This window comes from Actinoplanes sp. NPDC049598, assembly GCF_040675435.1.
GTDB lineage: Bacteria > Actinomycetota > Actinomycetes > Mycobacteriales > Micromonosporaceae > Actinoplanes.
The window spans coordinates 390390-414513 of the sequence record NZ_JBFAOX010000006.1 but is presented as its reverse complement, the minus strand read 5'-3'; the positions used below and the strand labels follow the sequence as shown (position 1 = coordinate 414513).

The 24124-nt window shown below is 70.4% G+C and carries 27 protein-coding genes; 10 read left to right on the top strand and 17 right to left on the bottom strand.

From position 1 onward, the window contains the following. Positions 1 to 121 precede the first annotated feature (121 nt). From AB0J66_RS17425 to AB0J66_RS17410, 4 genes are read left to right on the top strand one after another with little or no spacing between them, the layout of a single operon-like run. A complete protein-coding gene (locus AB0J66_RS17425) occupies positions 122 to 1099 on the top strand; it encodes an ABC transporter permease (protein WP_364661101.1) in 978 nt (325 codons plus the stop codon). 49 nt (positions 1100 to 1148) lie between these two features. Beyond that, positions 1149 to 2240, top strand: a complete 1092-nt coding sequence (locus tag AB0J66_RS17420; protein WP_364661099.1) for an ABC transporter ATP-binding protein — start codon at positions 1149 to 1151, stop codon at positions 2238 to 2240. A 13-nt stretch (positions 2241 to 2253) separates the two neighbouring features. Next, positions 2254 to 3312 (top strand): dipeptide ABC transporter ATP-binding protein, encoded by a 1059-nt coding sequence (locus tag AB0J66_RS17415; RefSeq protein WP_364661096.1) that lies wholly within the window; start codon positions 2254 to 2256, stop codon positions 3310 to 3312. Between the two features lie 4 nt (positions 3313 to 3316). Further along, positions 3317 to 4033, top strand: coding sequence for a carbohydrate-binding protein (locus tag AB0J66_RS17410; RefSeq protein WP_364661093.1), 717 nt, complete (start codon positions 3317 to 3319; stop codon positions 4031 to 4033). Between the two features lie 29 nt (positions 4034 to 4062). On the opposite strand, the gene AB0J66_RS17405 is transcribed toward AB0J66_RS17410, so the two are convergent. Further along, complete coding sequence (locus AB0J66_RS17405) at positions 4063 to 4461, bottom strand: Hsp20/alpha crystallin family protein (RefSeq protein WP_364661090.1); 399 nt, start codon at positions 4459 to 4461, stop codon at positions 4063 to 4065. A gap of 208 nt (positions 4462 to 4669) precedes the next feature. On the opposite strand from AB0J66_RS17405, the gene dinB reads away from it, so the two are divergent. Next, entirely contained in the window at positions 4670 to 5845 is a 1176-nt protein-coding gene (dinB, locus tag AB0J66_RS17400) for a DNA polymerase IV (protein ID WP_364661087.1), read from the top strand. Here dinB and AB0J66_RS17395 read toward each other — a convergent pair whose 3' ends face one another. From AB0J66_RS17395 to AB0J66_RS17380, 4 genes are read right to left on the bottom strand one after another with little or no spacing between them, the layout of a single operon-like run. Next, positions 5846 to 6916, bottom strand: a complete 1071-nt coding sequence (locus tag AB0J66_RS17395) for a crosslink repair DNA glycosylase YcaQ family protein (protein WP_364661085.1) — start codon at positions 6914 to 6916, stop codon at positions 5846 to 5848. Then, positions 6913 to 7434, bottom strand: coding sequence for an adenylate kinase (locus tag AB0J66_RS17390; protein ID WP_364661082.1), 522 nt, complete (start codon positions 7432 to 7434; stop codon positions 6913 to 6915). The genes AB0J66_RS17395 and AB0J66_RS17390 overlap by 4 nt, the downstream gene beginning before the upstream one ends. A 5-nt stretch (positions 7435 to 7439) precedes the next feature. Continuing rightward, positions 7440 to 8090, bottom strand: coding sequence for a response regulator transcription factor (locus AB0J66_RS17385; protein WP_364661079.1), 651 nt, complete (start codon positions 8088 to 8090; stop codon positions 7440 to 7442). 10 nt (positions 8091 to 8100) lie between these two features. Next, the gene (locus AB0J66_RS17380) at positions 8101 to 9210 is read right to left on the bottom strand and encodes a histidine kinase (RefSeq protein WP_364661077.1); all 1110 of its coding nucleotides are present in this window, start codon (positions 9208 to 9210) and stop codon (positions 8101 to 8103) included. A 112-nt stretch (positions 9211 to 9322) separates the two neighbouring features. Here AB0J66_RS17380 and AB0J66_RS17375 point away from each other — a divergent pair, with 112 nt between their 5' ends. Then, a complete protein-coding gene (locus AB0J66_RS17375) occupies positions 9323 to 9850 on the top strand; it encodes a hypothetical protein (protein WP_364661075.1) in 528 nt (175 codons plus the stop codon). Positions 9851 to 10060: 210 nt separating this feature from the next. Here the strand turns inward: AB0J66_RS17375 and AB0J66_RS17370 are convergent, their stop codons facing one another. Then, positions 10061 to 10636, bottom strand: coding sequence for a TetR/AcrR family transcriptional regulator C-terminal domain-containing protein (locus AB0J66_RS17370; protein WP_364661073.1), 576 nt, complete (start codon positions 10634 to 10636; stop codon positions 10061 to 10063). 19 nt (positions 10637 to 10655) lie between these two features. Here AB0J66_RS17370 and AB0J66_RS17365 point away from each other — a divergent pair, with 19 nt between their 5' ends. Next, positions 10656 to 11885, top strand: a complete 1230-nt coding sequence (locus tag AB0J66_RS17365; protein ID WP_364661070.1) for a beta-ketoacyl-[acyl-carrier-protein] synthase family protein — start codon at positions 10656 to 10658, stop codon at positions 11883 to 11885. A 9-nt stretch (positions 11886 to 11894) separates the two neighbouring features. Here AB0J66_RS17365 and AB0J66_RS17360 read toward each other — a convergent pair whose 3' ends face one another. The 11 genes from AB0J66_RS17360 to rnhA form a co-directional block, all read right to left on the bottom strand. Further along, positions 11895 to 12866, bottom strand: coding sequence for an ATP-dependent DNA ligase (locus tag AB0J66_RS17360; RefSeq protein ID WP_364661067.1), 972 nt, complete (start codon positions 12864 to 12866; stop codon positions 11895 to 11897). An 18-nt stretch (positions 12867 to 12884) separates the two neighbouring features. Continuing rightward, on the bottom strand, positions 12885 to 13235 hold the full coding sequence (locus AB0J66_RS17355) for a hypothetical protein (RefSeq protein ID WP_364661064.1): 351 nt from the start codon (positions 13233 to 13235) through the stop codon (positions 12885 to 12887). 136 nt (positions 13236 to 13371) lie between these two features. Continuing rightward, positions 13372 to 14265: a carbohydrate ABC transporter permease gene (locus AB0J66_RS17350; RefSeq protein ID WP_364661062.1), complete on the bottom strand. Its 894-nt coding sequence runs from the start codon at positions 14263 to 14265 to the stop codon at positions 13372 to 13374. 85 nt (positions 14266 to 14350) lie between these two features. Next, on the bottom strand, positions 14351 to 15247 hold the full coding sequence (locus AB0J66_RS17345) for a sugar ABC transporter permease (RefSeq protein ID WP_364661220.1): 897 nt from the start codon (positions 15245 to 15247) through the stop codon (positions 14351 to 14353). 59 nt (positions 15248 to 15306) lie between these two features. Next, positions 15307 to 16617: an extracellular solute-binding protein gene (locus tag AB0J66_RS17340; protein ID WP_364661059.1), complete on the bottom strand. Its 1311-nt coding sequence runs from the start codon at positions 16615 to 16617 to the stop codon at positions 15307 to 15309. A 128-nt stretch (positions 16618 to 16745) separates the two neighbouring features. Next, positions 16746 to 17762: a LacI family DNA-binding transcriptional regulator gene (locus AB0J66_RS17335; RefSeq protein ID WP_364661056.1), complete on the bottom strand. Its 1017-nt coding sequence runs from the start codon at positions 17760 to 17762 to the stop codon at positions 16746 to 16748. Between the two features lie 78 nt (positions 17763 to 17840). Further along, positions 17841 to 18860, bottom strand: coding sequence for a DUF1932 domain-containing protein (locus tag AB0J66_RS17330; RefSeq protein WP_364661053.1), 1020 nt, complete (start codon positions 18858 to 18860; stop codon positions 17841 to 17843). Between the two features lie 200 nt (positions 18861 to 19060). Continuing rightward, positions 19061 to 19408 carry an MmcQ/YjbR family DNA-binding protein gene (locus tag AB0J66_RS17325; protein WP_364661051.1) on the bottom strand — a complete coding sequence of 116 codons (348 nt, stop codon included), beginning with the start codon at positions 19406 to 19408 and terminating at the stop codon, positions 19061 to 19063. Positions 19409 to 19438: 30 nt separating this feature from the next. After that, on the bottom strand, positions 19439 to 20017 hold the full coding sequence (locus AB0J66_RS17320; RefSeq protein ID WP_364661049.1) for a hypothetical protein: 579 nt from the start codon (positions 20015 to 20017) through the stop codon (positions 19439 to 19441). A 191-nt stretch (positions 20018 to 20208) separates the two neighbouring features. Beyond that, complete coding sequence (locus tag AB0J66_RS17315) at positions 20209 to 20484, bottom strand: alpha/beta fold hydrolase (RefSeq protein ID WP_364661047.1); 276 nt, start codon at positions 20482 to 20484, stop codon at positions 20209 to 20211. A gap of 113 nt (positions 20485 to 20597) precedes the next feature. Further along, positions 20598 to 21062: a ribonuclease HI gene (rnhA, locus tag AB0J66_RS17310; protein WP_364661045.1), complete on the bottom strand. Its 465-nt coding sequence runs from the start codon at positions 21060 to 21062 to the stop codon at positions 20598 to 20600. 111 nt (positions 21063 to 21173) lie between these two features. Between rnhA and AB0J66_RS17305 the strand changes: the two genes are divergently transcribed. The 3 genes from AB0J66_RS17305 (at position 21174) to AB0J66_RS17295 (ending at position 24016) form a co-directional block, all read left to right on the top strand. Continuing rightward, entirely contained in the window at positions 21174 to 22085 is a 912-nt protein-coding gene (locus tag AB0J66_RS17305) for an ABC transporter ATP-binding protein (RefSeq protein WP_364661043.1), read from the top strand. Further along, positions 22082 to 22837, top strand: coding sequence for an ABC transporter permease (locus AB0J66_RS17300; protein WP_364661040.1), 756 nt, complete (start codon positions 22082 to 22084; stop codon positions 22835 to 22837). The genes AB0J66_RS17305 and AB0J66_RS17300 overlap by 4 nt, the downstream gene beginning before the upstream one ends. 180 nt (positions 22838 to 23017) lie before the next feature. Further along, a complete protein-coding gene (locus AB0J66_RS17295) occupies positions 23018 to 24016 on the top strand; it encodes an HNH endonuclease (protein ID WP_364661037.1) in 999 nt (332 codons plus the stop codon). Positions 24017 to 24124 lie beyond the last annotated feature (108 nt).

The following is a 24124-nucleotide window of genomic DNA, read 5'->3' as shown; positions in this document are numbered from 1 at the left end:
GGTCCGCTGATCCGGCGGACGGGACCACCCCGGGCGCAAAATCGAACCCGGCGTCACGGGCGCCGCAGTAGATAACTCCGGGAAAACCCACCCGGCGCCGTGAAGGAAAGAGGAGCAAGCGGTGCTGCTGTACATCCTGAAACGCGTCCTGAGCGCGATCTCCGTCGTGATCGTGACGCTGGTGGCCAGCTTCGCGTTGTTCTTCCTGGCGCCGACCGACCCCGCCGGCGTCATCTGCGGCCCCCGATGCACCCCCGAGCGCGTGGCCGACATCAAGGCCAGCCTCGACCTCGACGAGCCGCCGCTGCAGCAGATCGGCGCCTACATGAAGGGCATCGTGGTCGGCCGCGACTTCGAGGCGGGCGGCACGACGCAGCACTGCGCGGCGCCCTGCCTCGGCTACTCGTACACGCTGGGCCAGCCGGTCACCAAGCTCCTGGCGGCGGCGCTGCCGGTCACCGTCTCGATCGTCATCGGCGGTGCGGTCGTCTACCTCATCGTGGGCGTCCTCGCGGGCACGATCGCGGCCCAGGTACGGGGCACGACGCTCGACAAGGCCGTGGTCGGCACGACGCTGTTCGTCCAGTCGATCCCCTACTTCGTCGTCGCCCTGCTGGTCGCCCTCTACGCCACCTTCCTGCCGCAGTCGGGCTACCACCCCTTCTTCGACAACCCGTTGACCTGGGCCAGCGGCCTGCTCGCGGCCTGGCTGTGCGTGGGCCTGACCAACGCCGCCGCGTACACCCGGTACTCGCGAGCCTCCATGATCGAGACGCTGGGTCAGGACTTCGTCCGGACCGCGACCTCCAAGGGCATCAGCCGCCGGCGTGTCGTCTACCGCCACGGCCTGCGGGCCGGTCTCACCCCGGTCGTCACCATCTTCGGCATCGACCTCGCGTTCCAGCTCACCGGCGCGATCTTCACCGAGAGCATCTTCGGCCTGCCCGGCCTGGGCCAGCTCACCCTGCGCGCCTTCGGCCAGTACGACCTGCCGGTGCTGCTGGGCGGCGTTCTGGTCGGCTCGGTGGTACTTGTTGTGATGAACCTCGTGGTGGACATCGCGTACACCTTCCTCGACCCCCGGGTCCGGCTCGGATGATCCCGGCGCGCGTTCCCGTTCCCCCACTCCGCAGCACGAAGGCGGCAGCATGAGCGACCAGACCAGCCCCGCAGCACCGCACACGGTGACCCGCGTGGCCCGCACCCCCGCGGCCAACGAGGAGCCGTACCTCGAGGTCAACGACCTCCACGTGCAGTTCCCGACGGCCGACGGCGTGGTCAAGGCGGTGCAGGGCCTGAGCTACTCGGTCCCGCTGCGCCGCACGCTCGCGATCGTCGGCGAGTCCGGCTCCGGCAAGAGCGTCTCCAGCATGGCCGTGCTCGGCCTGCACGACCGCCGCGTCGCCCGGATCACCGGCTCGATCAAGGTCGGCGGCCAGGACGTGGTCAGCATGAGCGACAAGGAGCTGGAGAAGTACCGCGGCGGCGACGCCTCGATGATCTTCCAGGACCCGCAGTCCTCGCTCCACCCGTACTTCACGGTCGGCGACCAGATCATGGAGTCGTACCGGGCGCACCACAACGTCAGCAAGCGCAAGGCCAAGGAGCGTGCGGTCGACATGCTCGGCCGGGTCGGCATCCCCAACCCGCGCCGCCGGGTGGATCAGTACCCGCACGAGTTCTCCGGCGGCATGCGCCAGCGCGCGATGATCGCCATGGCGCTGGTCAACGACCCCAAGCTGCTGATCGCCGACGAGCCGACCACCGCCCTCGACGTGACGGTCCAGGCGCAGATCCTCGACCTCATCGCCGACCTGCAGCGCGACTTCGGCTCGGCGGTCGTCTTCATCACCCACGACCTCGGCGTGGTGGCCGAGATCGCCGACGACATCCTCGTGATGTACGCGGGCACGGCCGTCGAGCACGGCCCGGTCAACAAGATCCTGGGTGAGCCGCTGCATCCGTACTCCTGGGGTCTGCTGGAAAGCATCCCGGCCCTGACCGGCGAGCCGGCCCCGCTGCACCCGATCCCCGGCTCCCCGCCGAGCCTGCTCGCGGTGCCCAGCGGCTGCCCGTTCCACCCCCGGTGCGAGTTCAAGGACCGGGTGCCCGACGACCTGTGCCGCACGCTGAGGCCCGAGCTCATCTCGCGGACGGCGGACCTCGGCCGCACCTCGCGGTGCCACCTGAAAGACCCCGACCGGGTCTTCGAGACCGACGTCCTGCCCCGGCTGCCGTAAGAGGACCCAGATCATGACCGCTGCTACCACCCCCGCCCGGTCCGGCGTCAAGTCGGTCGAGGGCGCGCCGCTGCTCGAGCTGGACAACGTCAAGATGCACTTCAAGACCAAGGGCGAGGGCTTCCTCTCCCGCGGCACGAAGTGGGTGCAGGCCGTCGACGGCGTCGACCTGACCCTCAAGCCGGGCGAGACCCTCGGCCTGGTCGGCGAGTCCGGCTGTGGCAAGTCGACCACGGCCCGGCTGATCACCCGGCTGCTCGAGCCGACCGGCGGCGAGATCCGCTACCAGGGCGTCGACATCGCCCACATGAACGAGCGGCGCCTGCGGCCGTACCGCCGCGAGATCCAGCTGATCTTCCAGGACCCGTACTCGTCGCTGAACCCGCGGCACACGGTCGGCACGATCGTCGGCACCGCGCTGCGCACGCACGACATGGTCGACAAGAAGGGCGAGCTGGCCCGGGTCCAGGAGCTGCTCGAGCTGGTCGGCCTCAACCCCGAGCACTACAACCGCTACCCGCACGAGTTCTCCGGCGGCCAGCGCCAGCGCATCGGCATCGCCCGCGCCCTGGCGGCCCGCCCGAAGATCATCGTGGCCGACGAGCCGGTCTCCGCGCTCGACGTGTCGATCCAGGCCCAGGTCATGAACCTGCTGGAGAACCTGCGCAAGGAGCTCGGCATCGCGTTCGTGTTCATCGCGCACGACCTCGGCGTGGTGCGGCACTTCTGCGACCGGGTCGCGGTGATGTACCTCGGCCGGGTCGTCGAGGAGGGGCCGCGCGACTCGCTCTACAACGCGCCCCAGCACCCGTACACCCAGGCTCTGCTCTCCGCCGTGCCGGACATCGCGGTGGTCCGGGGCGTGCCCCCGAAGAACCGGATCCGCCTGGTCGGCGACGTGCCCTCGCCGGTCGACCCGCCGTCGGGCTGCCGCTTCCGCACCCGCTGCTGGAAGGCCCAGGACATCTGCGCCACCAACGACCCGGCCCTGGAGGAGAAGGCCCCGGCCCAGCGGGTGGCCTGCCACTTCGCCGAGCCGCCGGTCGAGTCGATCGTCGCCGAGGTGGTCTGAGCAGTTGGTCGCTCCACCGCCCTTCGACAACCCCGGCGGACCTGTCGGCTTCGACAGTCGCGGCAGCTTTGACGGTTCCGGCGGCTTCGACGGTTCCGGCGGGACCCGGGTCTACCGCACGCGGTCGCACCGGCTGCGGCAGCGCACGCTTTTCGCGCTGGCCGCGGTCGGTCTGCTGCTGGTGGGTTACTTGATCGGCCGATGGCAGGATTCCCCAGCGCCGGCCGCCGCGCTGCCGCCGGTCGCGCCGGCCTCAGCGGCCGCTTCCTCCTCGTCGGAGCCGGAGCCGGCGCCGACCACCAGCCCGCCGCCGACGCCGACGGTCTATCCGACCCTGCAGGCGGAGGCGGCCGACGGGAACGTCGGCATCCAGTCGCAGGACACCGAGGACCAGGGTGGCGGGCAGAACGTGGGATGGGTCGCCAACGGCGATCAGCTGCGCTTCGACAACTTCGAGTTCGGCGAGGTGCCGGCGACCAAGGTGGACGTGCGGGTCGCCTCGGACGCCCAGGACGGCGGCCGGATGGAGATCCGGCTGGACAGCGCGGACGCCCCGGCCATCGGCACGATGCGGGTGACCCGTACCGGTGGTTGGCAGTCCTGGCGTACCGACGAGGTCACCATCAAGCCGACCACCGGAAAGCACACGGTCTATCTGGTCTTCGTCCGCGAGGACGGCGCCGAGTTCATCAACATCAACTGGCTGTTGTTCGGGCACTGAGAGGGCCCCGCGGCGCGGGGCCCTTCGTCTCAGACGGTCACTTCCACCTTGCGGGGCCGGCTCTTCTCGGCCACCGGGATGTCCAGCACCAGCACGCCCTGCTCGTAGCGGGCCTCGAGCCGGTCGGTGTCGAGGGTGTCGGACAGGAACACCTGACGGCTGACCGGGCCGGCCGGCCGCTCGGCGACGACGGCGTCGGCGTTCTCACCGTCGGCGTTGCGCCGGCGCTCGGCCCGGACGGTCAGCACGTTGCGGTCGACGGTGATGTCGATCCCAGCCGGGTCGACACCGGGCAGGTCGATGTCAATGTAGAAGTGGTCGTCGATGCGGTAGGCATCGAGGCGCGCGCCGGAGCTGCGGGTAGCAGTGTCGAACACGCGAGCGGTGAGCCGGTCCAGGTCACGAACCGTCGCGCTACTGAGCAACATGGGTGGTTCCTCCAGCGGAACTCTCTGTAAAAGTTGAGCGTTGTGCGCTCAAGTCTGAATGCGACAACAGAGATTCTCGTCGTGGAATTCCCCGAGGGACATGACCAGCGTCACGATCGGACGTAAAGCTTCGTTACATTCTGTTGTCTGTCGGCTGAAAACGACACTATGGGTGACGGATTCGAACACTTGTTCTAGACTCGCTCGCGTGGCCATTCTGCATGCCGACCTGGATGCCTTCTACGCGTCGGTCGAGCAGCGCGACGACCCGGCCCTGCGCGGCCGGCCGGTCCTCGTCGGCGGCGGCGTGGTCCTCGCGGCCAGTTACGAGGCCAAGGCCCGCGGGGTGCGCACCCCGATGAGCCTGAGCCAGGCCCGGGCCCTCTGCCCCGGCGCGATCGTCGTGCCGCCCCGCATGAGCGCGTACTCCGAGGCCAGCAAGGCCGTCTTCGAGATCTTCCGGGACACCACGCCGCTGGTCGAGGGCATCTCCATCGACGAGGCGTTCCTCGACGTGAGCGGCCTGCTGCGGGTCAGCGGCACCCCGCGCGAGATCGCCGGCCACCTCCGGGCCCGGGTCCGCGAGCAGGTCGGCCTGCCCATCACGGTCGGCATCGCCGGCACGAAGTTCCTGGCCAAGGTGGCCAGCGCCGTCGGCAAGCCGGACGGGCTGCTCGAGGTGCCGGCCGGCGGCGAGCTGGCCTTCCTGCACCCGTTGCCGGTCGAGCGTCTCTGGGGCGTCGGCCCGGTCACCTCGGCCAAGCTGCGCGAGCGCCACATCGACACGGTCGGCCACGTGGCCCGGGTCGGCGAGGCCGCCCTGATCGCCCTGCTCGGCCCGGGTGCCGGGCGCCACCTGCACGCGCTGGCCCACAACAAGGACCCCCGGCGGGTACGGGTCGGCCACCGCCGCGGCTCGATCGGCGCCCAGTGCGCCCTGGGCCGCCGCCCCCGCCCCTTCAGCGAGGTCGAGGCCACCCTCGACGCCCTGGTCGACCGGGTCAGCCGCCGCATGCGCCGGGCCAAACGAGCGGGCCGCACCGTCACGGTCCGCCTGCGCTTCGACGACTTCGGCCGGGCCACCCGCTCCCGCTCGCTCCTGAAGGCCACCATGCAGACCCGCACCATCGCCGACACGGCCCGCCACCTGCTCACCGAGGCCCGCCCCCTGATCGACACCCGCGGCCTGACCCTGGTCGGCGTCGCCGTGAGCAACCTGGACGGCGACGGCCACGTCCAGCCCTCCCTCTTCGACGACACCGACGACGACGGCCTCGACCTGGCCATGGACGCCGTCCGCGACCGCTTCGGCTCCGCATCCCTGACCCGCGCCGCCACCCTGGGCCGCGCCCTCGGCCCCTCCGTCCCGATCCTTCCCGACTGATTACAGGTCGTCGGGGAGGTCCAGGTCGAGGCCGAGCCAGGCGGCCAGGTCTCGGAGCTCGCGGAGGACCGCGGTGTGGGTGGCGGGGGTGAACGGGGCGTCCTCGTGGATGGCGTCGACGCGGAAGGTGTTGGTGCGGCGGTCGGTGGTGGCGTCGAGCTTTCCGATCAGGCGGTCGCCGCGCAGGATGGGCATCGCCCAATAGCCCCATTTGCGGGCGTGGGCGGGCTTGTACATCTCCAGGGCGTAGTCGAACTCGAAGAGGTCGAGCATGCGCTTGCGGTCGAAGATGAGGCGGTCCAAGGGGGAGAGCAGTGCGGTGCGGCCGGCGAAGGGCTGGTCCAGCTGGGCCGGGTCGACGCGCCAGGTGCCGCGCAGGCCCTTGACGGTGGCTTTCTCGCCGGCCTCGAATCCGGGGCGGGCGCGGAGCAGGCCCTGGGAGCGGAGCAGGCGTTCGTCGCGGATCCGGCGGGCGGCCGGCTCGGGGATGATCTCGGACGGGTAGACGCGGTGGGCCAGATCCCACAGCTTCTCGCGGCCGTCGCGGTCGGCGATCGCGATCTCGCCGCGGGCGGCGAGACACTCCAGCATTATCGTCAGGTTGCGGTTGTTGTTCCAGCCGGAGGAGCCCCAGGCGACCTTGCACGTGTCGGGCAGCTCGGACTGGGGGAGCGGGCCGCCGTTGTCGAGGCGGCTGAGGATGTCCCGACGGCATTCGGGGTTGGCGGCCACGAAGGCGTGGGCCTTCGGATGGCTGAACTGGTCGTCCGGGTCGTCCCAAGCGGCCATCCGCGCCTTGTACAGCGAGATGTCGGCGTACGGCCGGATCATGCCTTTGAGCTCGATGAAGGTGCGGTCCTCGAGGGCCTCGGCCAGCTGCGAAGGATGGTACGAGGAACCGAGGCGGCTCCAGGCGACGAGGTCGGCGCTGGGGGCCACGGCGCTGGTCTGGTCGTACTGGAGGAGCGTCAGATGCTCGACCAGGGCCGGCAGATCACCCGAGAAGGAGCGCGTGAGCAGCTGGGCGCGGACGGCGATCCGGCGCGCCTCCTGGCGGGGGAGGACGATCAATGGATTTGTCCGGCCAGCCAGGCCTCGACCTCGGCCGGGGAGCGCAGCAGCACGGTCTCCGGGAACTCCGGGCTGTCGTGCCACTGACGCATCCGGTCGCGTTTGCGCTGCCACGACCGGAAATGCAGATAGAGCAGCGACTGACGGTCGAAGAACAGGGCGCGGAGCGACTCCCGGTTGCCGTTGCAGATCTCGGTCCGCCGGACCAGGCGGCTCAGCGAACGCCACACCAGCCGTCGGTACGAGACCCACCGCGGCATGTCCAGCCCGACGATCAGCTCGACCCGGTCCATCACGATGTCCACCCACTTCTGGTACGCCGCGTCGATCACCCAGGCGTCGCCGGCGCACACCGCCCGGACCCTGTCCCGCTGCACCTCGTCGGGCACCTCGACCCAGCCCGGCTCCCAGGTCAGGTCGTCCATCGCGTGATAGGGCAGCCCGAGCCGCTCCCCGATCCGCGCCGCCAGAGTCGACTTCCCGGCGCCGGTCACGCCGTACACCAAGATCCGCTTCATCGCCCCTACCCCGCCAGGCCGTCCTCGAAGGCGATGATGACAAGCTGAACGCGGTCCCGGACACCCAATTTCGCGATCGCCCGGGTGATGTGGGTCTTGGCGGTGAGCGGGCTGATCACCAGCTCGCGGGCGATCTCCTCGTTGGACAGGCCGGCGGCGACCATCCGGACCACCTCGCGCTCGCGATCGGTCAGCACGGCCAGCCGGTCCTGATCCCTGGCCGCGGCCACCGGGCGGTGCGCGAACTGCCCGACCACCCGCCGGGTCACGCTCGGCGACAGCAGCGCGTCGCCCGCGGCCACCACCCGGACCGCCTGCCGCAGGCCGTCCGGCGCGATCTCCTTCGTCAGGAAGCCGCTCGCGCCGGCGGCCAGCGCGGCGAAGACGTACTCGTCCGTCTCGAACGTGGTCAGGATGATCACCCTGGTGTCCGGATTGTCGGCGAGTACCGCCTTGGTCGCGGCGATGCCGTCCAGGCCCGGCATCCGGATGTCCATCAGGATCACGTCGGGGCGCAACGAGCGGGCCGTACGCACGGCCTCGTCCCCGCTGGCGGCCTCGCCGACGACGTCGATCTCCTTGTCGCGGCGCAGCAGACTGCGAAAGCCGGCCCGCACCAGATGCTGGTCGTCGGCGAGCAGAACCGAGATCGTCATCGTCCTCTTCCTAGGCCGCGATCGGGATGGTGGCTCGTACGGCGAAGCCGCCCTTGCCCGCGCCGGCGGTGAGGGCGCCGCCCAGGGTGGCCACCCGCTCCCGCATGCCGGCGATGCCGTTGCCGTCGATGACCGTGCCGGGGGCGGCGCCGTTGTCCTGCACGTCGACGACCACGCTGGCCGGGGCGTAGCGGACGGTGACCGCGACGCGGGTGGCGCCGGCGTGCCGGACGGTGTTGGTCAGGGACTCCTGGACGACGCGGTAGACGGCGGTGGCCACGGGGGCGGGGACGAACGCCCGGTCGCCGAACTCGTTGAGGGACACGGCCAGGCCGGCCGCGCGGACCTGGTCGGTGAGACGCACCAGGCCGTCCAGCCCGTCGGCCGGTTCGCCGATGGCCGGGGTCTCGCCCTCGCGGAGCACATCGACCAGCGACTTGAGATCGGTCATGGCGCGCCCGCGTACCTCCTGGGCCAGAAGCAGCGAGGAACGAGCCTCGTCGGGGTCGCTGTCGAAGGAGTCCAGGGCGACGTTGAGGTGCACGCCGACTACGGCCAGGGTGTGCGAGACGACGTCGTGCAGGTCGCGGGCGATGCCGACGCGCTCCTCGGCCCGGCGGCGGCGGGCGTCGAGCGCACGCTCGTGCTCGTCCTGTTCGAGGCGGCGGGCGACCTCGGACTGCCAGCGGACGGTGTTGCGGTAGGCGGTGGCGGCGGCCAGCACGGCGGCCAGCCAGAGCGTCTCGCCGCCGACGTGGGCGAGGGTCCACGTGCCGCCGTGCTCCTGGACGACGTAGCCGTCCCACGAGAACCCGTACAGCAGGGCCAGGCCCCCGGCGATGATCGCCGTGCGGAGATGCCCGGCCAGCACGACGGCGACCAGGGCGGCGGTGGCCGGCCAGACCCAGCCCGAGTCGATCAGGTAGGAGCCGCGGAGACCGGCGATCACGGCCAGCGAGAGGATCAGGACGAGGCGCGGGGCCCTGGTCACGAAGAGCGCGGCGATCGCCAGGGCGATGGCGAGCGACAAGGTCATGACGGTGTCGGCGTTGCCGCCGGTGATGGCCAGGCCGGCCGGGACGCCGACGAGAGTCAGGACGGACGCCAGATATTTGTTCATGACCGGGACGCTATTTTCGCCGGGCGCCCCACCGCGTCGTCCGGCCGCCGTCACCTGCACGGACGCCTCCCGACTACTTCCTTACACCAAATGGAGTACATAAGGTATCCGGGTGACCGCCGCGGAACTACTGGCCGCCTCCGGCCGCTTCCCGATCGGCCCCGGCCTGACCGATGCCGAGTTCGCGTCCCTCGAGCGGGAGTTCGGCTTCACCTTCGCCGACGATCACCGCGAGTTCCTGGCCGCCGGCCTGCCCTCGGGCCGCAGCTGGCCCGACTGGCGCGGCCCCGACCGGGCGGCCCTGCGCGAGCGGCTGGCGTGGCCGGTCGAGGGGGTGCTCTTTGACGTCGGCACCAACAACTTCTGGTACGAGGGATGGGGCGCCCGGCCGCCGACGGCCGAGGACGCCGTGGTCGCGGCCCGCAGCTATCTCCTGACCGCGCCGAGACTCGTGCCAGTCCATGGGCACCGTTTCCTGCCCGCGGGCGTTTCCGCCCACCCCGTCCTGTCGGTGTACCAGACCGACATCATCTACTACGGCGTGGACCTCGCGGACTGGCTGAACCACGAGTTCGGCCTGGGTACGGCCTCCTCGGCCCAACCCCGGGCGACGGTCCCGTTCTGGCGCGATCTCGTGTAGGTCAGCCCTGGACCGTGTGGCCCCCGCCAGGTACGGGTACGCGTCCACGCGGCCGTCGTCAACCCGCTCGAGCGCGGTCTCGTGAAGCCGGTCGTCGGCGCGACTCTTCCGCTCGCCCGCATGGGCGAGGCTTACGAGCTCCTGGAGAACAGGCGGTCGCACGGCCTCCGCGGCAAGGTCGCGATCGAGGTGATCCCTCGTCGATAAACCCTAAGCGTCGCGGACGGTCAGGACGCCGGCCAGGTCGACGTCGGCCGACTCGCCGCCGTAGCCGCTCTCGGAGATCAGGCGGGCGCCGAAGACGGTGGTCCAGAACGTGCGGGCCTCGATGGCGGGCGGGCGGTCGATGGCCCAGCCGCGGCGGTCCAGCACGTCGAGCAGGTAGCGCTCGGCCAGCCGGAACAGCACGGCCAGGCTCTGCTGGACCGAGGCGTGCAGCTCGGGCCGTAGCCGGCTCACGGACATCGCGTGGACGGCGACCGGCACAGCCGGCAGGGCCAGGGCGGTACGGGCGAGAGCGATCCGGAACGACTCGGGCGTGCGCCGGCGCAGGCCGATCGGCTCGAGCCGGCGCGCCTGGTGCAGGAGCAGACGGAACGCGGCCTCGACGAAGAGCGCGTCCTTGGAGCCGAAGTAGTAGGTGATCTGGTGCGGGTGGGCCCCGGCCGCGCCGGCGATGTCGGCCACGCTCACCGCGGCCAGGCCGCGCTCGGCGAACAGCGCCTCGGCCGCCTGCAGGATCGCTTTTCGGGTGCGTCGGCCGCGTGCGCGTGGGGGCTCGCTCATAGTTGTATGCTATACAACTATGACGGACGTGGTGATCACCGGACTCGGCGCGACGACCCCGCTCGGCGGCGACGTCGACGCGCTGTGGCAGGGCATGCTGGAGGGCCGCTCGGGCGTGCGGCGCATCGACGATGTGCTGGCCGGCTACGCGCATCTCGACGAGCTGCCGACGAAGATCGGGGCGCCGATGGCGGTCTCGCCCGACACGGTGCTCGAGCGGGTGCAGGCCCGGCGGATGGACCGGTGTCAGCAGGCGGCGCTGGTCGCGGCCCGGCACGCCTGGGCCGACGCGGGCACGCCGGGGGTCGAGGGCGAGCGCCTGGCCGTGGTCATCGGCACCGGCATCGGCGGCGTCAACACCCTGCTCGACCAGGACGACGTGATCGAGGAGAAGGGGCCGCGGCGGGTGTCGCCCCTGACCGTGCCCATGCTGATGCCCAACGGCGCCGCCGCCTGGATCAGCATCGAGCTCGGGGCCAAGGCCGGCGTCTACACGACCTCGGCCGCGTGCGCGTCCGGGGCCGAGGCGATCGCCCAGGGCGTCCGGCTGATCCGCTCGGGCGAGGCCGACGTGGTCATCGCCGGCGGGGCCGAGGCGTGCATCGCGCCGATCACGGTGGCCGGGTTCGCGCAAGCCCGTACGCTCTCCAAGCGCAACGACGAGCCCACGCGCGCCTCCCGGCCCTTCGACGTCGACCGGGACGGCTTCGTGCTCGGTGAGGGCGCCGGCGTGGTGGTGCTCGAGCGGGCCGACTTCGCCGCCGCCCGCGGGGCCCGGCCGGTCGCCCGGGTCGCGGGCTTCGGGGTCACCGCCGACGCGTACCACATCACCGGTCCCGAGCCCTCCGGCGAGGGACAGATCCGGGCGATCCGGGCCGCCCTGCGCTCGGCCGACCTGGCCCCGGGCGACGTCGGCCACCTGAACTGCCACGCCACCTCGACCGTGGTCGGCGACACCGGCGAGGTGGCGGCGATCCGGGCCGCCCTGACCGACGACGTGGTGCTCACCGCCCCCAAGGGCGCGATCGGCCACCTGGTCGGCGCGGCCGGCGCGGTGGAGAGCATCATCACCGTGCTCTCCGTGGCCGAGGGCCTGATCCCGCCCACGCTCAACCTGGAGAACAAGGACCCCGAGGTCACCCTGGACGTGGTCACCGGCGAGCCCCGCAAGCAGGCGATCGACGCCGCCATCTGCAACTCGTTCGGCTTCGGCGGCCAGAACGTCTCGCTGCTGTTCACACCGGCCTGACCGCGCGCGTCAGCCCGCCTCGCGGCGGGCCTTCGCGCGGCGCTTGCCCTCGTGCATGGCCTGCACGCGGGCGACCGGAATGGTCCGGCCCTCCTCGATCAGACCCGGGTCGAGGGTCTGGGGCTCGGGCATGGCTTCGGTCCACGATCGGTGACCGGCGGCCAGCAGCCCGGGCGCAGTGTGCACGGTGAAGTCGGCCGGCGTGACGTCGTCCAGCTCGTCCCAGCCGAGCGGGAACGAGACGGGCACGCCGGGGCGCACACGCGGGCTGTAGGCGGCGGCCACCGTAGCGCCGCCCGCGCGGGTGGCGTCGAGAAAGACCTTGCCGTGCCGGTCCTCGCGGATGAAGGCGGTGGTGGCCAGGGCCGGGTCGAGCCGCTCGGCCCGCGCCGCCACCGCCCGGGTCGCGGCGGCGACCGTCTCGGCGTCCGCCTTGCCGTCCAGCGGCACGAAGACGTGCACGCCCTTCGAGCCGCTGGTCTTCACGGCCCCCGCCATGTTGATCTCGGCCAGGGCCGCGCGGACGAGACGGGCGGCCTGGACGGCCTTCTTGAAGCCGTCCGCGAGATCGTGGCCCTCGGGCGGGTCCAGATCCATGATCAGGTGGGTGGGGTGGTGATCGCCGGCGAGCATCAGGGCCGGGTGGTACTCGATGGCCCGCTGATTGCCGAACCACAGCAGCGTCCGGTGATCGTTGCAGAGCGCGTACGTCACCTCGCGATGCGACGCCTCGGCCCACACCGCCGTCCGCGGCACCCACTCCGGCGTGTATTTGGGCAGGTTCTTCTGCATGAACTTGTCCTGGCCGCGCAGCAGCCTGATCACCGACAGCGGCCGGTCGCGCAGCACCGGCAGCATGCGCTCGCTGACCGCGTCCAGATAGTCGATCAGGTCGCGCTTGGTCGCCCCGGCCCCCTCGAACAGTTCCTGATCGAGGTTGGTCAGCTTGACGCCGTCGCGTTCCTCACCCTTGTCGGCCATGAGCACATGGTGCCCTAGTCAGCCCAGCTGAGCGATGCCCGCCGCCGGAAGGGCCATCAAGAGCGTCAGGACGATGTACGCTCCGCCGAGCCCGAACCGGCCGTGGCGGGTGGCGAGCGCGGCCGCCGTGAACGGCAGCGCGACGATGAGCACGGTGGCCAGGCTGAAAGCGCCGCCGGAGTCGGTGATCAGCCCGTAGACGACCACGAGCGGGACGACGAACAGCCAGGCCAGCGTGACCGCGATGATCCACAGGTGCAGCGTCGTACGGCGTACGTCGTCGGCCGGGTCCTTGTGCAGGGCGTAAGCCATGCGGGCGGCGAAGCCGTCCTCCGACGTGGTCGGGGCGCTGACGTCCTCGGTGGTCACGACCCCAAACCTTAGGGCCACCGGCTGCCGCGCGCCTCGTCTCGAACGAGTGAGAGACCAAACCTTCACCGGAGCTTGTTACAAAGGCTTCCCGGCGGGCCGTGGTGGGGACCGCGCCGGGAAGCCTGCGCCGGGCTCAGCTCTTGACCGAGCCGGCCATGAGGCCGCCGATGAACCAGCGGCCGAGCAGGACGTAGACGATCAGCGTGGGCAGCGAGGTGATCAGCGCGCCCGCCATCGAGGCCGCGTAGTCGGGGGACTGCGCGCCGGCCAGCGCGTTGAGCGCGATCGTGATCGGGCCGTTGCGCGTGTTCGACAGGAAGATCGCGAACAGGTAGTCGTTCCAGGCCGAGGTGAACTGCCAGATGACCGTCACCACGAAGCCGGGGATGGAGATCGGCAGGATGATCCAGGCGAACGTCCGCAGCAGACCCGCGCCGTCGACCCGGGCCGCCTCGACGAGCTCCTCCGGGACGGTGGTCGCGTAGTAGTTGCGGAAGATCAGCGTGCAGATCGGGATGCCGTAGACGCAGTGCACGAAGACCAGGGTCGGGATGCCGGGCGGGATGCCGATCGTGGTGACGATCTCGCGCAGCGGGATCATCACGGCCTGGTACGGGATGAACATGCCGAACAAGATGAGCGTGAAGACCACGTCGGCGCCGGGGAAGCGCCAGCGCGAGAGCACGAAGCCGTTGGCCGCCCCGATCACCGAGGAGATCAGGGCGACCGGGATGGCCAGCTCGAACGTGCGGATGAAGGACGCGTGCAGGGAGTCCCACGCCTTCTCCCACGACGCGAGGGTCCACTTCTCCGGCAGGTTCCACTGGCTGGTGACGCCGATGTCCGAGCCCGACTTGAAGCTGGTCACGATCAGCACGTACATCGGCATCAGCACGATGATCAGGAAGAGCAGGACCAGGGCGTACTTGACGATCGAGCCGGGACCGAAGGCCCGGCGCGGCTTGGACCGCGGCGTGAGCGTCTCGATGCTGGTCGGCGGCGGGGCCGGGATCGACGTGGTCGTCATGCTGAGCCTTCCTCTCGCATGCCCTTCTGGCCCTCGCCTGCGAGGCCGTCCTTCGGTGCGGCTGGGTGCCGCTCGGTGCAGGCGGTCATGCGTTCTTCTCCGCCCGGTTGGTGTAGATCAAGTACGGGACGATGACGACGGCCACTAGCAGCAGCAGAATGATCGAAATGGCTGCGGCCTTGGCGTAATCGCTGGTCAGCAGCGTCTGCCAGACGTAGACGGCGGGCACCTCGGTCAGCCACTGCGGGCCCGAGACGCTCATGATCAGGTCGAACATCTTCATCGACATGTGGCCGAGGATGATCAGCGCCGACAGCGCGACCGGCGTGAGCTGCGGGAAGATGACGTTGCGGTAGAGGCGGTACGTCGAGGCGCCGTCCATCGCCGCCGCCTCGCGCAGCTCCTGCGGGATGCCGCGGAAACCGGCCAGGAACAACGCCATCACGTAACCCGACAGCTGCCAGATGGCGGGCATCGCCATCGCGGCCATGCCCCAGTTCGGGTTGGTCCACCACTTGTTCTCGAGGAAGTCGAGCCCGAGCCCGCCGAAGACGGCGTTGAGACCGCCGGCGTTGTCGCCGGTGTTCGGGTTCATCAGCCAGCGCCACACGACGCCCGAGGCGACGAACGACACCGCCATCGGGAACAGGTAGACCGTACGGAAGAAGCCCTCGCCGCGGACGCCGCGCTCGAGCAGGAAGGCCCACAGCAGACCGAAGAACATCGCGCCGATCAGGAACACCACCGTGAAGATCAGCAGGTTCTTCAGCGAGTGGGTGAAACGGTCGTTGATGTCGTCGGTGAACAGCTTGGTGTAGTTCTCCAGGCCGACGAAACCCTTCGACCCCAGGGCGTTGTGCTCGTCGGACACCGAGACCTTGGTGGTCCAGGCGATCAGGCCGTACACGAAGACGGCGAGCAGGATGAGCGAGGGGGAGAGCAGGAGCAGTCCCGGTCCCCATTGCCGGAGTCGGCGCATCAGGGCTCCTTGTCGGAAAGGGCGGGACGGCTTTTCGCCGTCCCGCCCCGACTACCTAAGACTTACTTCTTGACGAACTGCGACGCGGCGGAGGCGAGGGCCTTCTGCAGCGCGGCCGCGTCCTGGTTGGTGCTGAAGGCGCCGAGGGCCGAGTTGGCCGCGCCCTGCCAGCCCTGCGAACAGGCCGAGCCGTGCGCGCACGACGGGACCTGGGTCGCCGACTTCCAGTCGGCCATGGCGGCCTGCTGGTACTTCGGGTAGTCGGCCGGGCTCGCGTCCGTACGGGCCGGGATCGAGCCCTTCTTGGTGTTGAACGCCTTCTGGCCCTCGGCCGAGCCGACCGTCTTGAGCCAGCACTTGGTGCCGTCGGCGTTCTTCGCGCCCTTGGGCAGCACGAACGAGTCGGCCAGCCACTGGAAGGTCGTGCCGTTGCCCGGGAACGTGAAGTAGCCGTAGTCGGCGAACTTCTTGGCGTCCAGGTCGGCCGCCTCCCAGTCACCCATCAGCTGGTACGCGGCCTTGCCGTCCATGACCAGCTTCTCGGCGTCGGTCCAGTCGAGCGCGTCGCGGTCGGTGTTGGTGTAGGTGAGCAGCTTCTTGAAGTCGTCGATCGACTTCGTGACGCCGGCGTCGTTCCAGTCGGTGCTGCCGTTCCACAGGCCGGTGAACTTCTCCGGGCCGAGGTCGGTGATCAGCACGGACTCGAACAGCATCAGCTGCGTCCAGTCCTTGCCGATGGCCAGCGGCGCCTTGACGCCCTTGGCCTTGACCTTGTCCAGGTCGGCGAAGAAGCCGGCCAGGTCGGTCGGGTCCTTGGTGATGCCGGCGTCGGCCACGACCTTCTTGTTGGTCCAGACGACGTTGGCCCGGTGGATGTTGGCCGGCACCGAGTAGATCTTGCCCTCGACCGTCAGGTTGTCGATCAGGCCCTTGGGGAACGCCTGCTTGAGGCCCCACGAGTCGTAGTCGGCGCTGAGGTCCTCGACCTGACCGGCGTTGATGTAGTCCTGCAGCTCCGCGCCGGCGTGGGCCTGGAACGTGTCCGGCGGGTCGCCCTGCTGGAGCCGGGACGCGAGCACCGACTTGGCGTTCGCCCCCGCGCCGCCGGCGACGGCGCCGTTCTCGAAGGTCTGCCCGGCGCACGAGGTGCCGAACTGGGCCACGAGGCCGTCGAGGCCGGCCTTCTCACCGCCGTCGGCCCACCAGGTGAAGACCTCGACCTTCTTGGAGCCGGAGTCGCCGCCGCCGTCGTCACTGGACCCGCAGGCCGTGGCCGTCAGGAGCGCGGCGACACCGACAGCCGCAATGACGGCCTGCCGAGTGAAGCCCGTCCGACCACCCCGCCCGCCGCCCTTCACAAGACTGAAGGCCATCCTATTCGTCTCCCATCGAGATATTGACATCGTTGTCACGCGATCGGGAGTACGGTGCCGCCTGAACCGCACAGGTGTCAACGACTGTTTCCGTGTCGTTACGTGCGGACACTGTGGATAGTTGATCGCTACCGTGGTGAACGTTCACCCGACCCTCTGGCAATGATGGATGTCGAAATAACGATCGTGCGAGCGGGACCGGTATGGCCGCTGATGCGCTCGTGCGCGAGCCGCGCCGCCTCCCGCCCGAGAGCAGTCATGTCATGTGCGACAACGGTCGTGCCGAGCACGTCCGCGAGATCGAAATCGTCGAAACCGATCAGCGCCGGCTTCTCCACGACGTCCCGCAGCCCGCGCAGGGCGCCGGTGGTCAGCCGGTTGTTCGTCGTGAAGATCGCCGTCGGCGGCGAATCAAGAGCGAGGAGCGCCCGTACGGCTTGCTCGGCGTGCCGGACATCATGCACATCCGTACGGACGTAGGGCTCCCACTCGTCGTTGCCCGCGGCCGTCATCGCCTTGACGAAGCCGTCGATGCGCCCCTTCTGCGGGGCCATCCGCTTGAGATCGGCCACCAGCGCGATCCTCCGGTGCCCGCCGGCGAGCAGATGCTCGGCGGCCGACCGCGCCCCACCCGCGTTGTCGATCAGCACGGCGTCCGCGGCCAGCCCGTCCGGCGGCCGGTCCAGAAAGACGAACGGAACCCCACGGTTGCCCTCGATGGACAGGTATTCGTGGTCGTTGCCGCTCGGGATGACCAGCAGCGCCCGTACCCGCCGCTCCAGGAACGCGTCGACCAGGCTGCGCTCCAGCGCCGCGTCCTCGTCGTTGTTGGCGGTGATCAGCAGCAGTCCGTGCTGGCGCAGCTCCCGCTCGATGCCGCTGGCCACAGCCGAATAGAAGGGATTGGTCAGATCACCGCTGACCAGCCCGACCAGGGCCGAGGTGGCCCCGCGCCGCAACTCCCGGGCGATCCCGTTGAGCCGGTAACCGAGCAGGTCGGCCGCGTCCAGCACCCGCCGCCCGGTCGACGGGGCCACGTTGGGCTCCCGGTTGAGCGCCCGCGAGGCTGTCTTGAGACTGACCCCCGCCAGAGCCGCAACCTGAGTCAACGTAGGCCGGCGCACACTCGCATCGTCGGCGGACATAAGGCTCCGAGCTCTCGACCAGCGGGGACAGCCCAGTATGCCATCGACAAAGGTGCCCACCACCGCCCGAACGGCGGCTCACCCGGTCCGGTGCTCGGCCAGGCGGGCGACGATCTCGGTGGCGGTGAGGTCGCGGGCGGTCTCGGGGTCGCCGTCGGCCAGGCGCGTCGCGGCGATGTCGGCGTAGACGGCGGCCATCGCGGCGAACAGATCCGGCGTCAGCCCGGCCCCGGCCTGCGTGGCCGACACCTCCCGCATCTCGCCGACGTAGCGGTGCGCCTTCGTCGCCGCCTGCGCCACCCCGGCGGTGTCGGCCAGGCCGTTGCGCTCGAGATCGGCCAGCACGGGGTCGAGCACCCCGTGCGCCCCGGCCGTGCGCATCGCTTGCGTGATCAGCGCGACCATTCCCTTGTAGACGCTGCCCGTGCACATCTTGAGCGCGCTGGCCGCCCCCACCCGATCCCCGAGAACGACCGGCTCGATCATCCCCGCCCACGGCAGCCCGGCGACGACCTCCGCGCCGGCCCCGGCGAGATAGACCCGAGCCCCCGGCCTCACACTGGGCGGCGGCCCCGAGATCGACCCATCCACGACCCGCAGGCCGTCAAGCTCCCGAGCCACCCGCGCCATGGTCTCCGGCGACACCGCATTCAAGTCAGCCACCACCGGCCCCTCCCCGCGACCGGCCACCCCAGCCGCGCGACCGGCCACCCCAGCCGCGCGACCGGTCACCCCAGCCGCGCGACCGGTCACCCCAGCCGCGCGACCGGTCACCCCAGCCGCGCGACCGGTCACCCCAGCCGCGCGACCGGCCACCCCAGCCGCGCGACCGGCCACCCCAGCCGCGCGGCCCGCCGCAGCGATCGCACGGGCTGCGTCGACGGCGGCGCCCGGCGGCGTCACCGACAGGACGACATCGGCGACGGCCACGGCGTCCGCGAGGGTGGGCAGCACCTCCAGGCCGGCCGCCTCGGCCAAACGGCGTGACCGCGCCGACCGGCCCTCAAGCGTGGTGACCACCCGCGCTCCGCCGCCGAGCAGGGCCGTACCCAGCCCCGAACCCATGAAGCCGGCACTGACGATCGCGACCGTGGTCATCGACGGCCCGCCTTTCATTGATCACACAGCTGGCTGACAGCTCCAACCTAGGCCGCTCTGATTGCCTTGATCCAGCGCGCGGCCCGGCGCCCGGGTCAACCGAACCCAGCCCGGTCCCGGGCCGCCCGCTGCGGACCGCGCCACGCCACACCGACCCAGCCGACCCCCGGGCCGCGCGCCGCGGCCCCCGCCCGCCGGAGTCACCTCAGCCGCGGCAAGTAGGCGGACCACACCTTTTTCGGCACGACCATGCGCCACGCGTCGAGGACCAGCTCGGTCATCCGCTCCTGGTCGAGCCGGGCCATCCAGGCCTGGACCCAGTTGAAGCGCAGATCCGACTCGCGCGGCAGGTGGAAGATCTCCGGCTCGGCGGCGACCAGCGCCGCCCGCTCCTCCTTGGGAAAGCCGAAGCCCATGACCGTCTCGTCGCGGGTGAACGCGACATAGACGATCGCCCCGACCCGGAACTTCACCCGGTCGTGAATCAGATGCTCTGAGCTGCGGGGCAGGTCGCGCGCAACCTGCCGCACGTCGTCGACGGTGACCATGCGCCGACCCTACGGCGGGGGTACGACATTTCAGGGCCGGCGACGCGGCTTCGGCACCGACACCGCGGTCGTCTGCTCCTCGGGCTGCGGCACCTTCGCCCGGAACACCCGGTCCGGCGGCAGCAGGTACGTCTTGGCCTGCACCAGCTCATCCGGAACGGTATGCCGCCCGGACGACACCGGCTTGTCATCGGCCAACGGCACGTCGGCCGAAGCGGCCACTGACGGCTCGGCCGGAACGTCGGAGGGCGGACCCGGCGGAACGGCCGGCCGTGGCGCCGCGAAAGGCCGAGGAGCCGGGAACGGCTGATAGCTCACCCCGCCGACCGCCCCCGCTTCGGGCCGGACGTTACGCGGCGGCGGTGGCGGCACCGGAAAACTGGCCTGCGAAGGCGCCGCCGGCCTCGGCGCCGGAGCCGGCTGCGGTGAAGGCCCGGCAGCCGCCCGAGCCGCCAACCGGAACGCCTTCTCGTACCCCTGCCGGTAGGCCTCGACCCGTTCCCGCCCCGCCTGCCGTTTCTCTTGGAGCCTCCCGGCGGCATAACCGCAGCACGCGAAGAACACGGCCACCAGAATGAAGATCAGCACAGAGTCGCCGGGCGCGGTCATGTACTGATTGTGACCAAAAGGATAGACCGGAAGCTATGGCCCGTTTGACCTACCCCAATCGAATTAACTGGAAGGCTCAACTTCCGAAACCGGCCCGAGCAGGGCGGCCGCACAGGCCCGAACCTCATCCACGAAAAGCGATGGCTGCTCGAAGGCGGCGAAATGACCGCCCCCCGGCAGCCAATACATCATCAGGTCGCCTCCACCGCCGCGCGCTCCCGCGCGTCGACCGGCGGCAGCGGCGCCACCAACGGCGGCATCAGGTGCAGCCCGATCACCCGGGACGGGTGCCGCAGCCCCAGCGCGGTACTGATGCTCGTGCCCCAGTCGTGGCCCTGGGCGATGAACCGCTCGTAGCCCAGGTCGCCCATCAGCGTGGCCCACGCGCCGGCCACCCGCTCGACGCCCCACCCGGCCTCCGCCGGGCGGTCGCTGAAGCCGTACCCCGGCGATGACGGGCAGACCACGTGGAACGACGAGGCGAGCTGCGGTCGAGGGCTCGGGCCACCTGGTCCGCCGCAGTCGAGCCCGCAGATCGCCGACGGCCCCGGCGTCGTACGCGATGGTGAACGGCGTCATGTCAGCCGCCGATCGTCGTGCCCGCGGCCACGGCCTCCTGCAGGCCTCGCGCGGCCAACCGGTCGGCGCGCTCGTTCTCGGGGTGCCCGGCGTGACCTTTCACCCAGTGCCATTGCACGTCGTGCTGACGGACAGCCTCGTCGAGGCGCTGCCACAGGTCGACGTTCTTGACCGGTTGCCTGGCCGAGGTCTGCCAGCCGTTGGCCTTCCAGCGCGGCAGCCATTTCGTGATGCCGTCCCGCACGTAGATGCTGTCGGTGTAGAGCTTGACCGTCATCGGCGCCCGGTTCAGCGTCTCCAGGGCCCGGATCGGCGCCATCAGCTCCATCCGGTTGTTCGTCGTCGACTCGGCCGAGCCCCCGCACAGGTCCTTCTCCTTGGCGCCGTAGCGCAACACCGCCCCCCAGCCGCCCGGCCCGGGGTTCGGGGCGCACGCCCCGTCGGTGTAGATCTCCACGACGCTCATGGGAGCACCTTAGTAAAGAGTGAGCACGGCCATCCTGATCGCGGGTGCGGCCGAGCCGGTGAAGCCCGGGACGTAAGGTAGGGAAGTTGCGCTGAGTGAGGGCGGGCGGTTTTGACTGACGACGCGGTCCAGGTACGGGACGTGGTCGTGCGCTACGGCGACACGACCGCGGTCCACGGTGTGTCGTTGACCGTGCCCCGCGGCCGGGTCCTGTCGCTGCTCGGGCACAACGGCGCCGGCAAGACCAGCCTGCTGCAGGTCTGCGAGGGCTTCCGCCGGGCCGACGGCGGAGAGGTACGGGTCCTCGGCCTCGACCCGATCGGCGACCACGACGCGCTGATGCCCCGCCTCGGCATCATGCTGCAGTCCGGCGGCGTCTATCCGTGGGCCACGGCCGGCGAGATCCTGCGCCTGTTCGCCAGCTTCGCCGCCCAGCCCCTGGACGTCGAGATGCTGCTCGACCGTCTCGGTTTGCGCAAGTTCGAGCGTACGAGGTTCCGGCGCCTCTCCGGCGGCGAGCAACAGCGCCTCTCGCTGGCCATCGCCCTGGTCGGCCGCCCCGAGCTGGTCTTCCTCGACGAGCCGACGGCCGGCATGGACACCGAGGCCCGGCACACCACCTGGGAGCTGATCGAGGAGTTGCGCGCCGACGGTGTGTCGGTGCTGCTCACCACGCATCTGCTGGACGAGGCCGAGCGCCTGGCCGACGAGGTGGTCATCATGCGCAACGGCCTGGTCGCCGCGACCGGCACCCCGGCCGAGCTGACCGCCGCCGCGGGCATCGACCTTCTGGAGGTACGGGCTGAGCCCGGCCTCGTGCCCGACGGCCGCCTCGCGCATCTCAAGGTCACAGAGTCCAGCCCGGGGGAGTACGCCATCGCCGGCGCCCTCGACGCGGCCGCGATCGCCGAGGTGCTCGGCTGGTTCGCCTCCGCCGGCGCCACCGTGACCTCGCTGAACACCCGCCGGCGAACCCTCGAGGACGTCTACCTCGCCCTGACCAAAGCGGAAGCGTACAGATGAGCACCTTCGCACCGGCGCCGGGCCGGGCGCCCATGCGTACCGTCCTGTCCAGCCAGATCAAGATGGAGCTGGTGCTGACCGCCCGCCGCGGCGAGGCGGTCGTGCTCGCCATGGGCGTGCCGCTGCTCGTGCTGCTCGGCGCCGGCCTCACCAAGGTCACCAACGTGCCCGGCGACGACCGGCTGGCCTTCGTCGTGCCCGGCGTGCTGGCCTTGACCGTGATGTCCACGGCCTTCACCGGCCAGGCGATCACCACCGGCTACGAGCGCTCGTACGGCGTGCTGAAAAGACTGGGCGCGTCCCCGCTGAGCCGCCCCGGCCTGCTCTTCGCCAAGACCGCCGCCGTGCTCGGCCTGATCGTGCTGCAACTGCTGGTCCTGGCCCTGGTCGGCGTCGCCGTCGGCTGGCGTCCCCACTTCGGCCAGATCCTCCCGGCGCTCGGCGTCACCGTCCTCGCCACCGCCGCGTACAGCGGCCTGGCCCTGCTGCTGGCCAGCATCCTGCGCCCCGAGACGACCACCGCTGCCGCCACCCTCATCTACGTCCTGATGCTGGCCGCCGGCGGCATCATGTTCGCCGCCCCCGCCCTGGGCACCTTCGGCTGGTTCCTGCTGCCCCTGGCCGCCCATGCCGAGGCCCTGCGCGCCACCCTCTCCCACGACTCGTCGATCCCGCTCTCGATCTGGCTGAGTCTGGCCCTCTGGGCGGTCGTGTGTGTCACCGCCGCCGCCCGCACCTTCAAGTGGGAGTGACCCCGGACCTTCGGGGCCATCGCGTTGTCAGGGGGCCTGATGTCGCCAGCTTCATGCGAAATCCCAGGCTGCGACAGGCCTCGGCGGAAGCGGGGGTGGTGCGAGTCGCACTACAGCCGATTCAGGGCGACAGGGAGTCCACTCTCCAAGGGCCGGACCGTTCTGGCCGCCGAATGCGCGGTGGCTGAGTGCGCGACCAAGCCCGTCGCCAAGGGCCTCTGCCGAAAGCACTACTACCAAACCCCTGATCAGAAGCAGAAGGCGGCGGATCGCGCGCTGCGGGTCAAAGAGTCGAACGCTCGGGCGCTGGCGGCTACGACCCCACCGCCACCCGGTCTCGCCTGCGCGGTGATCGGTTGTCGGCGGGAGAAGCAGTCGAAGGGCTACTGCGACCATCACTATCGACGGATGCGCCTCACCGGTGAGCCCGGACCGGCTGAGGTCAAGTCGGTGCGGCCTCCTGGCGACCACGTGGCGTGTTCGGTCGGCGGGTGCGCCGATCGCGCGCTTGTCCGGGGTTGGTGCGGCGCTCATTACCAGCGCTGGCGCCGCTTCGGAGACCCGCTGCACTTTCCGGAGCCCATGGACAGGACCTGTTCCATCGACGGATGCGGGCGGATGTCGAATGCGCGCAAGCTTTGCGCGGCTCACTATCGGCGCTGGCAGCTATACGGCGACCCGCTGATCACCCACTGGTCGTCGCACACGGCCAAGGACGGGGACCGGCGCTGTGCCGTGACCGACTGCGACCGCAGGACCTATGCGCCCGGCGTCGAGTTGTGCAACATGCACTACCAGCGCAAACGCAAGCATGGCGACGTGAACATCCGCAGTGTGCCGCGAGTCGCGACGTGCGTGACCTGTGGCATCCGATTCGATCCGGGCGAGGGACGCGCTCGAAAATACTGCGGTCGGGCGTGCAAGCCGAGCGGGCGGATCGCGGGAAGCGTGAACATGCGTCGCTGGGTCGACAAGCTTGGCGATGAAGAGGGCTGGAAGTGTTGGTTGTGCGGCGAACCGGTGGATCCGGGTCTCTTCTGGCCGCACCAGTACGCGGGCTCGGTCGACCACGTCATTCCCGCGTCGCGCGGTGGCACCGATGAACGCCGCAACTTGCGGTTGGCCCACCTCACCTGCAACTGCTCACGAAAGGACAAGGCCATCGCGGAGAGCGACTGAGCCGAGGTCGCCCCCCGACATTGCTGCGGCGGCGTCCATCGATCGGTTGACAGCCGTTGACGGCCGCTCGGTCGTATCGATCAACCCCTTCGGGGCGACACCATCTAA

Excerpts from the sequence above, each read along its gene's own strand:
- AB0J66_RS17380 (WP_364661077.1), bottom strand. The coding sequence starts at position 9,210 with ATGAACAAATATCTGGCGTCCGTCCTGACTCTCGTCGGCGTCCCGGCC.
- AB0J66_RS17360 (WP_364661067.1), bottom strand. The coding sequence starts at position 12,866 with ATGGCCGACAAGGGTGAGGAACGCGACGGCGTCAAGCTGACCAACCTC.
- rnhA (WP_364661045.1), bottom strand. The coding sequence starts at position 21,062 with ATGAGCGTCGTGGAGATCTACACCGACGGGGCGTGCGCCCCGAACCCC.
- AB0J66_RS17385 (WP_364661079.1), bottom strand. The coding sequence starts at position 8,090 with ATGACGATCTCGGTTCTGCTCGCCGACGACCAGCATCTGGTGCGGGCC.
- AB0J66_RS17350 (WP_364661062.1), bottom strand. The coding sequence starts at position 14,265 with ATGACGACCACGTCGATCCCGGCCCCGCCGCCGACCAGCATCGAGACG.
- AB0J66_RS17405 (WP_364661090.1), bottom strand. The coding sequence starts at position 4,461 with ATGTTGCTCAGTAGCGCGACGGTTCGTGACCTGGACCGGCTCACCGCT.
- AB0J66_RS17335 (WP_364661056.1), bottom strand. The coding sequence starts at position 17,762 with ATGTCCGCCGACGATGCGAGTGTGCGCCGGCCTACGTTGACTCAGGTT.
- AB0J66_RS17330 (WP_364661053.1), bottom strand. The coding sequence starts at position 18,860 with ATGACCACGGTCGCGATCGTCAGTGCCGGCTTCATGGGTTCGGGGCTG.
- AB0J66_RS17320 (WP_364661049.1), bottom strand. The coding sequence starts at position 20,017 with ATGACCGCGCCCGGCGACTCTGTGCTGATCTTCATTCTGGTGGCCGTG.
- AB0J66_RS17325 (WP_364661051.1), bottom strand. The coding sequence starts at position 19,408 with ATGGTCACCGTCGACGACGTGCGGCAGGTTGCGCGCGACCTGCCCCGC.
- AB0J66_RS17420 (WP_364661099.1), top strand. The coding sequence starts at position 1,149 with ATGAGCGACCAGACCAGCCCCGCAGCACCGCACACGGTGACCCGCGTG.
- AB0J66_RS17390 (WP_364661082.1), bottom strand. The coding sequence starts at position 7,434 with ATGAAGCGGATCTTGGTGTACGGCGTGACCGGCGCCGGGAAGTCGACT.
- AB0J66_RS17300 (WP_364661040.1), top strand. The coding sequence starts at position 22,082 with ATGAGCACCTTCGCACCGGCGCCGGGCCGGGCGCCCATGCGTACCGTC.
- AB0J66_RS17370 (WP_364661073.1), bottom strand. The coding sequence starts at position 10,636 with ATGAGCGAGCCCCCACGCGCACGCGGCCGACGCACCCGAAAAGCGATC.
- AB0J66_RS17365 (WP_364661070.1), top strand. The coding sequence starts at position 10,656 with ATGACGGACGTGGTGATCACCGGACTCGGCGCGACGACCCCGCTCGGC.
- AB0J66_RS17415 (WP_364661096.1), top strand. The coding sequence starts at position 2,254 with ATGACCGCTGCTACCACCCCCGCCCGGTCCGGCGTCAAGTCGGTCGAG.
- AB0J66_RS17340 (WP_364661059.1), bottom strand. The coding sequence starts at position 16,617 with ATGGCCTTCAGTCTTGTGAAGGGCGGCGGGCGGGGTGGTCGGACGGGC.